Source organism: Candidatus Vicinibacter affinis (assembly GCA_016714365.1).
In the GTDB taxonomy this organism is placed as follows: domain Bacteria; phylum Bacteroidota; class Bacteroidia; order Chitinophagales; family Saprospiraceae; genus Vicinibacter; species Vicinibacter affinis.
In genome coordinates, this window is sequence record JADJNH010000005.1 from 2,238,861 (window position 1) to 2,251,988 (window position 13,128).

The following is a 13,128-nucleotide window of genomic DNA, read 5'->3' on the forward strand; positions in this document are numbered from 1 at the left end:
TATCTTCTCATTTTAAATCCTGATTGGTGCTTCTATACATTCAGAAGTGATATTTTTTTTTCTGTACTCCTTTATGGATGTGATTTTAACAGCCTAATTTTTTTCGTCTATCTTCTTATCTGGAGAAACAGATGAAGTGAAATGACGAATTCCTTTGTCTAACAAAAATTTATCCGAATTGTAGGAAGCGGATTTGTTGAGAGGAATAGACAAACTACTCCACTCACTTTGTTTCAACATTTTTGCAATAAATACAATTTGTCCGACATGATATGAATAATGCGCCAATTGTCTGTTCAGCGCATCCATGATGCTGTGTCCTTCATTCCGGATATAAATAATTTCTTGTAAATCTTCTTCGTAAATGGAATCCAATGCATGTTCAAAGCATATCCACCCAGCTTCCCATCTTTGCATAAGCTGATCCTTGTCCTGAATGATTGCCATAAATTCTTCATCCCTGTTTCGCCAGGTTTTTTCACCATCGGTCGTTTTGAAATCAGTCCACCTGGATATCATATTGCCGGCCATATGCTGGACAATGATGGCGATGCTGTTTGATTCATCGGAAGGCCTGAGGAAGATTTGTTCCGGTTCCACCTGAGCAATGGATTTTTCGGCTAAAGACCTGTAATATTTAAACAGAGACTTAACGCCGTTGAGATAAGTTGTGTGGAGATTCATGCGGCTGCTTTTATTAATCAACATTATGGAATGACTTAAGTTTAGCTTAGATATATTTGAATTCCACAAAAAGGAATTACCTTGCAAGAGTAATTTTTTAAACGAAAATAGCTTTATGCGCATTCGGTTATTTGTACTCCTCATTGGGATTTGTGGTTGGTTGGAACAAGCCAATACTCAAGGATATATTTTTAATTTTGAAGATTGGCAGAAGTACGACCTGTATGAAGAGCCGGCTGTTTTTGAAACCGTCAATTTTCAATCATACTTTTCTACATTTTCTCCAAATGTAACCAAAGTAAATGGCCCTGTTGGAAACGCAATCCGACTGGAGAACAAAAGGGCCATGTTTGATACCACCATTGTTCCCGGATTAATTTACCTCGGCGATCTGGTAAATCTTCCAAACGGAGGATTTCCATACAATAAAGTTCCGGACAGTTTGAGTGGAATCATTCGGTACAACATGGTCGCAAATGATACCGGATTCATGGTGTTGGTATTTAAAAGAATTGGGTTTCCGGTTTCTTTCAATGTTTTTCCAATTGTTGGAAGCCTGGATAAATTTACCCGATTTTCTTTGCCGCTGATTCCTTCCGGTATTGATCCGGACACCGTTTTCTTTCTTTTGGCTTCCGGGAACCTGGATAATCCCAAAGAAGGATCATTTATAGAATTGGAAGAATTGAGCTTTCCAAATACATTGAAGCAAATGCCCAATCATAATTTTGAACAATGGGAAGAAGTGTCATTTGAAGAACCCGAGCAATGGGCTACCGCAAATTTGATTTCATCCTTGTTGCGATTGCCGCCAACGGTTGTGAAAAGTAGTGATGCCAATGAAGGCAATTACAGTCTCCAATTAGAACACCGGCAAATTAATAAATTGGGTGTCAATCTTTCTGCAGGTTACTGCGCGATAGGAGAAACTGGCTCCGGGCAACCAACTGCTCTGCCTTTCAAAGCTAACCAATTAAAAGTGTCTTATTCTTACAAGTATCAGCCCAAAGGCTTGGATACGGCTTGGTTGGTGGTGCGGGCTGTTCGGTACAATCCGCAAATAGGAGGCAGGGAATTGGTGCATCTGTATGCCTCACCATTGTTGGCTTCCTCTACGTACAAATCCATTGACTATACTTCACCAAACTTCATCAATGAATCAGATTCAATTTACATAGAAATCTATGCAGGTAATTATTATCCAGGAATGCCTGCAGATAAAATAGGAACCCCCAAGCAAGGCAGCAAATTGTGGTTTGATAATTTGCAAGTTCGTCCAACTTCAGCATCGTCCGAGGAGGTTTCTTCCAATACAATAAGTATCAGCCCACAACCTGCAAATGACTTTATCGAAATCAATCTGCAGGAAAAAATGCTGGGTTACCGCATTTTGGATGCCCAAGGAATTCTTCTTCTGGAAAAAGATCATTTAACTCCTGAAGAAAATAAAAAACGCATTCAAACAGACCAATTAAATTCCGGAAGGTATTTTATTCAAATAAAAACTGCTGCGGGATTATATGTTAAATCATTTTTGATCATCAAATAATAAATACACCATGTTTAACACAAAAATTGCAGGACTTGGCTACTATGTGCCTGAAAGGATAGTACCCAATTCGGAATTGGAAAATTTAATGGATACCACAGATGCGTGGATTCAGGAACGCACCGGTATCCAGGAAAGGAGATATGGGAAGTTGCACCAGGAGACCACCACCACCATGGGCGCGAGAGCTGCTGAGATAGCCATTGAGAGGGCCGGGATTCAAAAAGAAGACATTGATTTTATCATTTTTGCCACGCTCAGTCCGGATTATTTTTTTCCTGGTTGTGGAGTTTTGTTGCAACGAGAAATGAAGATAACTTCCAAAGAAATGCCTGCCCTTGATGTCCGCAATCAATGCTCCGGTTTTATTTATGGTTTGTCCATTGCAGATCAATTCATCAAGACCGGCAAGTATAAAAATATTTTATTGGTTGGATCAGAAATGCAATCGATGGGATTGGATTATTCTACTCGAGGCCGCAACGTATCGGTCATCTTTGGTGATGGCGCAGGAGCGGTCGTGCTTCAGCCAAGTCTGGAGGAAAACTCCGGCATACTTTCCACTCATCTTCACGCAGATGGTACCCATGCAGAAGAATTGGCTTTCATAAATCCCGGCTGTCATGGAGGCTATCACTTAGGATTGGAGCGTTTCGGTTATACAGATCAGGAGTACGGCGGCATTTTTCTTACCGAAAAAATGTGGACAGAACAGGATATCTTTCCTAACATGAACGGACAGTTGGTTTTTAAAACTGCTGTAACCAAATTTCCTGAAGTCATCCATGAAGCATTAAAAGAAAATAATCTCCAGAGTTCTGATATTAACCTGTTGATTCCTCATCAGGCCAACTTGAGAATCAGTCAATTTGTACAACGGCAATTAGGTTTGAAGGACGAGCAAGTATGGAATAACATTCAGCGTTATGGCAACACCACGGCGGCTTCAGTGCCCATAGCATTGACTGAAGCATGGGAGGCAGGAAAAGTGAATAAAGGGGATCTGGTTTGTTTGGCAGCTTTTGGAAGTGGTTTTACCTGGGGTTCCGCATTAATCAGATGGTAATGGAAATAATGGAGAAGGTAGATATTCTGGCTATAGGTGTACATCCTGATGATGTTGAATTATCTTGTGGAGGTACACTCGCTTTGCATAAATCATTGGGTCATAGTTTTGGTATTTTGGATTTGACGGAAGGAGAATTGGGGACCAGAGGAAATGCCGAACAAAGAAAAAAAGAAGCCTTTCGCGCAGCTGAAATTCTGGGTGCTGAATTTCGTCACATTCTCAATATTGGGGATGGTTTTTTTCAGCATGAAGAAAACAATTTGAAAGAAATTATCCGAGTGATCAGAGCTTGCAGACCGCGGATAGTTTTTGCAAATGCATTGTCAGACAGACACCCAGATCACGGACGTGCTGCAAAACTTGTAAACGATGCCTGTTTTTTATCTGGTCTGCGCAAAGTCAATACTGATTACAATAATGTGAATCAGGAAAGTTGGCGGCCTGAAGTCCTCTATCATTATATTCAGGATCATTATCTGAAGCCGGATTTGGTCGTGGATATTTCCGGTTTTTTAGATAAAAAAATGGAATCCATCATGGCATTTGAATCCCAATTTTATAAAGAAGGTTCCAGTGAGCCCGAATCACCGATCAGCGGTAAAGATTTTCTTGATTTTATCAAATCAAAATCCAGGGTGGTGGGCAGAGCGTCCGGTGTTGAATATGGGGAAGGATTTAATACCGCAAGGCCGATTGGAGTTCGTAATATTTTTAGTCTGTGTTAATCTCTTTGGGATTTTGCAAGATTATAAAATCAGATAATTTATTCCCAAACCCATAACAGGACCTATTACCTGAAAGTATTCCACGCTTGAATCAATAAACATGCTTTTTCTGTATTGGTAACCAATGCCAAAACTAATTTGTCCACGAGTGGTGCAACCACTTCTGATGGAAATATTTTTAACTGGGTGGTATTCCAAACCTACATTTCCTGATACAGGCAGCAAACTGGTTTTATGGACTTCCAGTTGAAAATTTAATTTTGAACTCAACTGATAGCCTATTCCAAGTCTGATGATGGTGGGCAACGGAGCCATTTTTTTTATTTGAATTGGAATTGGGTTTATAACCAGTGCCGCAGCACTAAGGGAGTTATTGAGTTTGCTGTGAACACTGATTTCAGGGATAATTGTGCCTTCATTTTTAGACTCCGGGAGATTCCTAATAAAGTAATTCAAGCCTAATGCCATGCCGCTGGATTTTCCAATTTTGCGACCGTAACAAATTCCCACTATGTTTTCATTCAATTCCCTGGATCCTTCAGATTGCCATTTAATACCAAAGCCTTCACGGGGATTTGATTTATACAGCGCAGAAGCACCGACGGAGTACAGTCCTGAAACATAAGAATAGGGTCTGGATTGAACAGCCAAAATGGAATGCTGAATATCCGAAATCCGAGAAGGGTTGTTGATGAAATTTAAGGGTTCGGAAATGGTTAATCCCGTTCTTGCCATACCGGATGATATGACATCCTGCATGCCGGAGAAAACTGCGTACTGCGCTTTCATTGGGATTGTTTCAAATAAAAGGAGTAGGGCCAATAAGTGAATTATTCTGCTCATAATAGTGTTTGATATGCAAGATAGTATTTTTTCAAAAAACAATTACCTGGAAAGTCGATTCTTTAGTTTAGAGGTTTGCCGGATAATTAAAATGTTGCAGTCATGGCGAATGCTCACGGCATTTGCTTCAAAAACAGACTTAAGTTAAAATGAATGGTTATTGAATTACTTTTGTATTGAAAATTTAATAGATGAAAGAAGAGTTTATTTCAGAAATAAAGGCCGCTTATCAATTTAAAGGAGATTCCATCGTCTTAGGCTGTGGGATGTTGAATGGGGCAGTCCTACCGGAGGCGCCAATATCCATACCTTTAAGAATGGTCAACAGGCACGGTTTAATCGCAGGGGCCACCGGAACCGGAAAAACCAAATCCCTGCAATTGATGGCAGAACAACTTTCATCCAAAGGAGTGCCCTCTGTGCTTCTGGATATCAAAGGAGATTTGAGCGGAATTGCATTGGAAGGAAGCATGAACAGCAAAATATCAGAGCGTCATACCACCTTGAATATTCCCTGGGAGCCGCATGATAATTTTGTCGAATTGCTTTCCATCTCTAACGAACCGGGTGTAAGGCTAAGGGCAACTGTTACAGAGTTTGGACCTGTTTTGTTGTCTAAAATTCTTGGTCTCAATGATACTCAAGAAGGAGTGGTCTCCATGATGTTTAAATTCTGTGATGACAGCGGTTTGCCATTATTGGATCTGGAAGATTTCAAAAAAGTGTTGCAATTTGTTTCCAATGAAGGTAAGGAGGAAATTGAAAAGGAATTTGGTGCAGTTTCTTCTGCTTCTGTCGGAACCATTATGCGAAAAATTATTGAATTGGAACAGCAGGGTGCCACCGGATTTTTTGGAGAACGAAGTTTCGAAGTAGAAGATCTTTGCAGAGTCGACAAGCAAGGAAGAGGTGTGATAAGCATTCTGCGTGCTGCTGACATTCAGGATAAGCCTAAATTTTTCAGCACATTTATGTTGCAGATGCTTGCTGAGATTTATACCAAATTTCCTGAAGCAGGGGATCTGGAAAAACCAAAGCTTGTTTTTTTTCTGGACGAGGCCCATTTGTTATTTGAAGAAGCAACCTCTGCTTTGGTGAATCAATTGGAAACCATTATAAAATTGATCAGATCCAAAGGAATAGGACTCTTTTTTATTACCCAAAATCCAATTGACATTCCTGAAGAGGTTTTAGGACAGTTGGGTTTAAAAGTTCAGCATGCCCTGAGGGCCTTTACTGCAAAAGATCGGAAGGCAATTAAATTGGCCTCGGAAAATTACCCGGACACCAGATTCTATGAAGTGGCAAATTTGATTACCGAACTTGGCATCGGGGAGGCTTTGGTAACCGCTTTGAATGAAAAGGGGATTCCTACACCATTGGCCCATACCATGATGCGCGCACCGGAATCACGAATGGATGTATTGAAAGAAGATGAAATGGATTCCATCAGAAATCATTCAGAAATTGCAGATTATTATAATGAAAACATCAACAGAGACAGTGCGGCTGAAATATTGAGCAGAAAATTAGAGGAAGCAATGGTTGATGAAGAAAAGCCAGTTTCCGGCTCAAGAAGACAAGAAAAATCAACGCTTGAAAAGGTGATGGGCAGCACTGTTACACGACAGGTAGGTCGTACCGTTGCAAGAGAATTAACCAGAGGGTTATTGGGGATGTTGGGTATTAAAATGGGCTCTTCAAGAACTAAAAAGACCGGTTGGTTTTAAACAAAAAAAAGCTGTCTGAAGATCAGACAGCTTTTTTTTTGTTTGTATTTCTTTTAAATTTATTTCAAAACATATCTAACGGCCAATCCACCGTAAGATCCACCAAATCCGGTAAGAAAATCTCCACCGAATCCAACAGATGGAATCCAGTCAGCACTGATGTTCAAAGGAATGTCTTTGAATTTATAATCCAGACCAATGTTCCCCAGGATACCAAATGACAATTTAGCATAATCGTTGTTCGGATAGAAGTCATTGTCATAGTTCCAGAAGAAAACGCTTGCGCCTCCTCCAACATACCAATTCAAACCTTCCACGCTCTTGATAGGCATGTGGTGCTGATACAATGCAGAAACTGTGATCCAGCTGTAGTAGCTGTAACCTCTGAATCCAAGAATTCCCTCAATAGCTCCTTTCTCACTGATAAAGGTTTTGTAAGAAAGACTTAAAGGATATCCCAATCTGGCTCCGATGGCTGATTTGTAATCCTGAGCTTTAAGTGTGCATACTGAACCCAATAAAAAGAAAACGAAAAGGGTCAAAAATTTGGCTTTCATAAAATAATCGTTTAGTTAATTAATAAGCCAAAGATAGACAATCTGAACAAATGCAATGTTTTTCTAATTTAAATTTTCCAGTTCACCGGATTCCTCCCATTTTCTATCAGGTATTCATTGGTTTTGGAAAAATGCTTTTGCCCAAAAAAACCACCACCGGCCAACGGAGATGGATGTGGGCTTTCCAAAATGAGGTGCTTTGTCCCATCGATGAGCACCTTTTTTGAACGGGCATAATTACCCCACAGGAGAAAGACCAGATTTGATTTTTGGCTACTGAGTTTTTGGATGACGTGGTCAGTAAATTGATGCCATCCTATGCTTTTATGAGAGTTGGGCAGGTCTTTTTCCACGGTCAGTGAAGCATTGAGCATCAGAACCCCTTGTTTTGCCCAGGAAGACAAGTCTCCGTGTTCCGGAATAGGGTAGCCCAGATCACTATTGATTTCTTTAAAGATATTCTTTAGTGATGGGGGAATTTTGATTCCTTTTGGAACCGAAAAACAAAGGCCCATGGCTTCCCCGACGCCATGGTAGGGATCCTGACCCAAAATAATGACCCGTGTATCCTTCCAGGGAGAAAGTTCAAAGGCATTGAAAATCAAGGGTCCAGGAGGAAAAATAATTTTGCCTTTTGATTTTTCAAGTTTCAGAAAGGCTGTGATATTTATAAAATATTCTTTATCAAACTCTTCCCTAAGGACTTCTTCCCATCCAATTTCAATTTGAACCTTCATTTTTTAATTATTGGCAATAATTTTGGATATGCTTTCGAAATTATGTAACTTCATTGTTTAATTGATAAAAGTATGAAACAATTTGTAGTGTTATGTTTGATTTTGTGTGGTCCCGCGTTGGTTGTCTCACAACCGATCAAAATTTGGAATAAAATCTTCGGTGGAAATCAGGGCGACTATTGTAATGAAATGGGGATATACGAAGATAGTTTGATTGTTGCGGTTGGCAAATCGAACTCACCCAATCTGGTAAACAAAGGTTTGGACGATGCCGCAATATGCGTTTTTACTCCCGGAGGTGTGTTGAGGCATATTAAGACATTTGGCTCCTCTTCAAATGATTTTTTGAATTCATTTGCCTATGTCCCAGGAGGAAATTTAATAACTGTGGGTACCATCAATGGTAAGGGAGGAGATATAGCCAACATACATGGTTTGCTGGACGGTTGGATTATGGCCTACGATCCCAAAAAGAATGTAAAATTGTGGGAAAAGAACTTTGGCGGAACCAACAACGATCAGCTCAATGATGTGTATTTTTTGGAAACAGGTAAAGTCATTTTTGCCGGGGCCTCCAAATCAACGGACAGAGACATGACCGGTAATAAAGGTGGATTTGATGTATTGGTGGGTACCATGGATGAGGCGGGAAATTTGGTTAGGAGCAGAAATCTGGGCGGGAGCAAGGATGAATTCGCAAGAAAGATCTTGCATGCGGACGGAGCCAATTTTTTCATTTTTGGGGAGACCAGTTCAAACAATGAAGGAGACTTTACCGGTTTGACCAATAAAGGGGCAAAGGATGTTTTTGGTGTAAAATTGAACAGAAATTCGAATCAAATATTGAGTTTGATATTTGGGGGCCCTGGGGATGATCTTTTTGCTGATGCAGTAAGTTTTGAGGACGGATCTGCTATTTTGTTTATCAACACCAGCATGAAAGGTGGAGACATTGACAGCATCAAAGGTGGCAAAGATATCTTCATGGTAAAAATCAAGAACGACGGCAAAATTCTTTGGAAAAAACCTTTGGGAGGAACCAAAGACGATGAAGCGGTAAAAGCTATTTTGGATAAAGACAACAACATTCTCTTGTTGTGTACCTCTTTCTCCAATGACGGAGATTTGAATGGCAATTACGGAGACAAAGATGTTGCCTTGATGAAATTAGATACCAGCGGAAATGTTCTATGGGCTACGCATTATGGTGGCACCAAAGGAGAAACTGCCTCCTCGATGGCGAGTGATAATATGGGGAATACCTACTTTACTGCGACCAGTTTCAGCACAAACAATGATTTACCGGTAACCAATACAGTGCCCCCGGATTTTTGGACCCTAAGGTTATATGAATGTCCGCTCATTTTGACGAATTACACAAAAGAAGCCTGTATTGGCGATACTTTGACTATTAACGGTAAAGCATATTTCCAGGGTAATTCCTTTGGTTCGGATACGATGAAAGGAAAATCACATCTGGGTTGCGATTCATTGATCAATGTGTTGGTTAATTTCAATGCTGCCAGCACAGAAAACTATACTGATACACTGTGCAATGAGTCTACAAGTACCATTAATGGCGTATTTTTTGATAAAAATAAAACGTCGCACACCTTTGATTTAACCAATCAATATGGATGTGACAGCACATTATTTGTGAATCTTTATTTCACCCAACCGCTTACCCTGAAAGACTCGACGATCGTAAATGACAATGGCACCACGAATGGCAGTATTCGAATTGTGGTACAGGGAGGAACAGCTCCGTATGCATACAATTGGAGCAATGGATTTAAATCCAGCCAGATCGTAAATTTGAAGGCAGGCACCTACAGTGTTACCGTAACAGATGCCAGATCTTGCATCCAGACATTTAGTTTTACCATCAAATCTACTGTTGCAACGGATGACCTAAAGGCCAGCCTGGTAAGTTATTCTATGGACGATGCTGCGATTAAATTTAGTTCAGAGGAGAAGGTAGAATCTGTAGAGGTATTCACTTTGAATGGCCAAAGTATTTGGTCTCAAAGTGTTCGCAGTCAGCAATTTAGTATCCGAAGGAACCAATTGCCAAAAGGTTTGATTTTAGTTCAATTGCAGCTAGGATCTGGTAAGGTCACCAGCTTAAAAATGATAAATTAATAAGACAGAATTAGTTAAAAATCTTATATTTGCGCCTCCAAAAATTTGGAGGTTAATGGTCTCGTAGCTCAGCTGGATAGAGCATCTGCCTTCTAAGCAGAGGGTCTCAGGTTCGAATCCTGACGGGATCACTGGAACATATTTCCCTTTATCATTTTTGATAAGGGGATTTTTATTTTATACTGATTTTCAATGATTTAAGTCAATTTACCTTTATACTCTTATAAGGATAGTACAAATATAATAAGGAAATATCGTATACGGGATCGTGTACGGGATTATATTTGTAACATCAGATTAAGAACAATGGGTATTAAATTTTATCTACGGGCCATTGAGACGGAAGATCCAACACCAATATTTTATACTTGCCACATAAACGGGAAACCAATTAGCAGAGGCCTAGGGTATAAGATTTACCCCGGGTTATGGGACAAGACCCGGCAACGCCCCACTGAAGACAAAGAACTTATTAAGGAGTATTCAGCCCAAGACCCCCATTTAAAGAACGTCATTAAGAACATAGAGATCCGAATTAATAATATAATTGAATTGGTGTATGCGTATGTCAACAATTGCAACCTAAATAAAACACCTATTGACATATCGGTACTGGACCAACTTCTTAAGGAAAACGTTTTCCAATCAAAAAAAACTCTTGAAACAGCCTCCAAAGTTCGAAAGGTCAGCAAAACGGGATTAAATCAAAATTTGGTACTTGATTACTCAGGCAAATTTTTGGACGGTATATCCAGGGGGAAAATACTTATCCAATCAGGCCCACACAAGGGAAACCGATATTCAGAGGGTACGATCAAGAATTACCGGAATTTTGTTTCCATTTGGACTGAGTTTGAGAAATATATGAACATCCGGTATAAATGGGAGGACATCAAAAAACCCGTGTATGATAGTTTGGTCCAATTCTTAAACCAACGGGATTACACAAAAGACACCACCGGGAGGTACATCAAACACTTAAAGACCATTTCACAGGCTGCACTAGATGAGGGGATACATTCAAACCTTGAGTTTAGAAAACGCTACTTTGAGACGCTAAAGGCAAAAATTGACAGTATTTCACTAGACACTAAGGAACTTGAAAAAATTGAAAGTTTGGACCTTTCCGGTAATGAGTCCCAGGACAAGGCCAGAGACTTGTTTCTCTTAATGTGCTATACTGCCCTTCGAATTAGCGACATAAAACGCATCACAAAGGATCATATCCGGAAGACGGCAAAAGGTGAATATCGACTTGAGATAATTACCCAGAAGACAAGGGAAAGAGTGATTGTGCCAATCAATACAAAGGCCTACAATATTTTGGAAAAATACGGTTTCGATACGCCACAAATTGCAGACCAGACCAATAATGAATATATCAAACAAATAGCGAAAATGGCCGGAATTGACGAGATAGTCAGCACATCAGAGGACAGAGGCGGGACCATCCAAACAAGATCAGTCCCCAAATACGAACTCATTACCAATCACACCGGGAGGCGAACGGCTGCGACCCAGATGTACCTTTCAAAGATTCCCTCCATCGACATCATGAAGATAACGGGCCACAAAACGGAAAGTAGTTTCATGAAATACATCCGAATTACAAAGGAGGAAACAGCCGACCGAATGGCTGAAAATGAATTTTTTAAATAGAATCAAATGAAGAAGAAAGATAAACCAGATATCAAAAGTCAGAGAATAATAGAACATGAACCAGACAAAACACCGTCAGGATTAAGGATAATTAAAGTGGATATTGAAAGAAATCCAACTTACCACCCTAATGTAAGTTTTGGTATGTGTGGTGAGTTTACCTACACAGTACCAGAGAAGTTAATATTCCTTTGGAATTTACTTGCCTTTGATATTTATCCAAACGAAAGGGAATTAATTGAGAGAGATATTGAGTATTTAGAGCAATATGAACCAATTGAATTTAAAGTAGATATTGAAAGGGAATTAAAGAGAATTGAAAGCAAGGCTAAAAAATTACAGTTTGTTGAAAAATCAATAATTAACCTACAAATGGAATCTCTAGAGGATTCAGTTGCCCTGAGGTCCGAGGAATTAAAGGTTAAATTTGCCTCATTGAAAGGTAAAAAGGTCGAATTTTTGGAACTCATAAGAAAAAAGATCAATCTATTACCAGAAGATGATCAGGCCGAAAATATCAAAACCCTAAATTCAATATCTTCAAAATTGGTATTATTAAAAGAATTGGGGGTCTATGACCTATTGGAAACAAGGATTAAAGAAAATACGAAATCAAAAACAGACCTTGAAAAACTTGTTTCCTATATTATTGGCGAGAATAACCCGCAATCAGTAGGAAGGTATTTTCATAATATGGAAATTGACCAGAAACCAGGGGGAAAATACAGCCCATATACAAAGAAGGCAATAAAAGAAATGGAGCGGGTAATGAGACATTGTAATATCAAAATTTTAGGGGATTACTCAAAATTTACCAAAACCGATTAATTAGCGATATCCCGCCCTAATTCCCGCTCACAATACCCCCGTACTCTTGTGATATAAAACAAAATAATTATGTCACAAGTAATCGTATTGACCCAGGACCAACTCAATGAAATGTTGGAAAATGTGGTTTCCAAAGTTGAAACCATCATTAAAAATTCCCAAAGGAAGGAAGTCACTTCAAAAGAATGGTTAACCGCCAATGAAGTGTGCGCTATCCTCAAAATTAGCCAGACCACACTACATGACTGGTCCAATAAAGGTATCATTATCAAACACCGGATAGGCGACCGGATAAGATTCAGACATGATGAAATACAGGAATCTTTATTGAGAATGGAGGCTAAAAGACAAAGAGTATGAACACGCCAATAATACAGAGTTACTTAGAAAATCCGGCCAGACCCGGTACATTTGATTGTGTACATACACCAGACCCCCTGAACATTCCATATTTCAAACTGTCCACACCACGGAATGAACGTTTTAAGGCCCAGGGAGCGGTTAAGATGATCGAAACATGGACAAAGGAGGGTAAACCCTTGTTTTCTGGATTGGTCCCGTTAAAACCAATTGAAAACATATTTTTCGGAAATAGATTAGAACCA

The 13,128-nt window shown here is 39.6% G+C and carries 13 protein-coding genes and 1 tRNA gene; 9 read left to right on the plus strand and 5 right to left on the minus strand.

All coding sequences use genetic code 11. The annotated features are described in order from the left end of the window. Positions 1–93: 93 nt before the first annotated feature. On the minus strand, positions 94–684 hold the full coding sequence (locus tag IPJ53_08805) for a DUF1572 family protein (protein ID MBK7799199.1): 591 nt from the start codon (positions 682–684) through the stop codon (positions 94–96). Positions 685–799: 115 nt separating this feature from the next. On the opposite strand from IPJ53_08805, the gene IPJ53_08810 reads away from it, so the two are divergent. Genes IPJ53_08810 through bshB1 form a run of 3 tightly spaced genes read left to right on the plus strand, consistent with a single transcriptional unit; the run spans position 800 to position 4,027 of the window. Then, positions 800–2,233, plus strand: coding sequence for a T9SS type A sorting domain-containing protein (locus IPJ53_08810; protein ID MBK7799200.1), 1,434 nt, complete (start codon positions 800–802; stop codon positions 2,231–2,233). Positions 2,234–2,243: 10 nt separating this feature from the next. Beyond that, positions 2,244–3,299: a ketoacyl-ACP synthase III gene (locus IPJ53_08815; protein MBK7799201.1), complete on the plus strand. Its 1,056-nt coding sequence runs from the start codon at positions 2,244–2,246 to the stop codon at positions 3,297–3,299. Positions 3,300–3,307: 8 nt separating this feature from the next. After that, positions 3,308–4,027, plus strand: coding sequence for a bacillithiol biosynthesis deacetylase BshB1 (gene bshB1 / locus IPJ53_08820; protein MBK7799202.1), 720 nt, complete (start codon positions 3,308–3,310; stop codon positions 4,025–4,027). 21 nt (positions 4,028–4,048) lie between these two features. Here the strand turns inward: bshB1 and IPJ53_08825 are convergent, their stop codons facing one another. Continuing rightward, the gene (locus tag IPJ53_08825; protein MBK7799203.1) at positions 4,049–4,816 is read right to left on the minus strand and encodes a hypothetical protein; all 768 of its coding nucleotides are present in this window, start codon (positions 4,814–4,816) and stop codon (positions 4,049–4,051) included. Between the two features lie 245 nt (positions 4,817–5,061). Between IPJ53_08825 and IPJ53_08830 the strand changes: the two genes are divergently transcribed. Then, positions 5,062–6,600 (plus strand): DUF853 family protein, encoded by a 1,539-nt coding sequence (locus IPJ53_08830; GenBank protein ID MBK7799204.1) that lies wholly within the window; start codon positions 5,062–5,064, stop codon positions 6,598–6,600. A 59-nt stretch (positions 6,601–6,659) separates the two neighbouring features. Here IPJ53_08830 and IPJ53_08835 read toward each other — a convergent pair whose 3' ends face one another. Beyond that, positions 6,660–7,157 (minus strand): hypothetical protein, encoded by a 498-nt coding sequence (locus IPJ53_08835; GenBank protein MBK7799205.1) that lies wholly within the window; start codon positions 7,155–7,157, stop codon positions 6,660–6,662. A gap of 68 nt (positions 7,158–7,225) precedes the next feature. Beyond that, on the minus strand, positions 7,226–7,894 hold the full coding sequence (gene ung / locus IPJ53_08840; GenBank protein MBK7799206.1) for a uracil-DNA glycosylase: 669 nt from the start codon (positions 7,892–7,894) through the stop codon (positions 7,226–7,228). A gap of 72 nt (positions 7,895–7,966) precedes the next feature. Here ung and IPJ53_08845 point away from each other — a divergent pair, with 72 nt between their 5' ends. The 5 genes from IPJ53_08845 (at position 7,967) to IPJ53_08865 (ending at position 12,883) form a co-directional block, all read left to right on the plus strand. Then, on the plus strand, positions 7,967–10,036 hold the full coding sequence (locus tag IPJ53_08845) for a SprB repeat-containing protein (protein MBK7799207.1): 2,070 nt from the start codon (positions 7,967–7,969) through the stop codon (positions 10,034–10,036). 57 nt (positions 10,037–10,093) lie between these two features. Further along, positions 10,094–10,167: transfer RNA gene (locus IPJ53_08850), tRNA-Arg, on the plus strand. 175 nt (positions 10,168–10,342) lie between these two features. Further along, on the plus strand, positions 10,343–11,695 hold the full coding sequence (locus tag IPJ53_08855) for an integrase catalytic domain-containing protein (protein MBK7799208.1): 1,353 nt from the start codon (positions 10,343–10,345) through the stop codon (positions 11,693–11,695). Between the two features lie 6 nt (positions 11,696–11,701). Next, positions 11,702–12,523 carry a hypothetical protein gene (locus IPJ53_08860; protein MBK7799209.1) on the plus strand — a complete coding sequence of 274 codons (822 nt, stop codon included), beginning with the start codon at positions 11,702–11,704 and terminating at the stop codon, positions 12,521–12,523. A gap of 69 nt (positions 12,524–12,592) precedes the next feature. Continuing rightward, entirely contained in the window at positions 12,593–12,883 is a 291-nt protein-coding gene (locus IPJ53_08865) for a helix-turn-helix domain-containing protein (GenBank protein ID MBK7799210.1), read from the plus strand. Positions 12,884–12,902: 19 nt separating this feature from the next. On the opposite strand, the gene IPJ53_08870 is transcribed toward IPJ53_08865, so the two are convergent. Further along, positions 12,903–13,103, minus strand: a complete 201-nt coding sequence (locus IPJ53_08870) for a hypothetical protein (protein ID MBK7799211.1) — start codon at positions 13,101–13,103, stop codon at positions 12,903–12,905. Positions 13,104–13,128 lie beyond the last annotated feature (25 nt).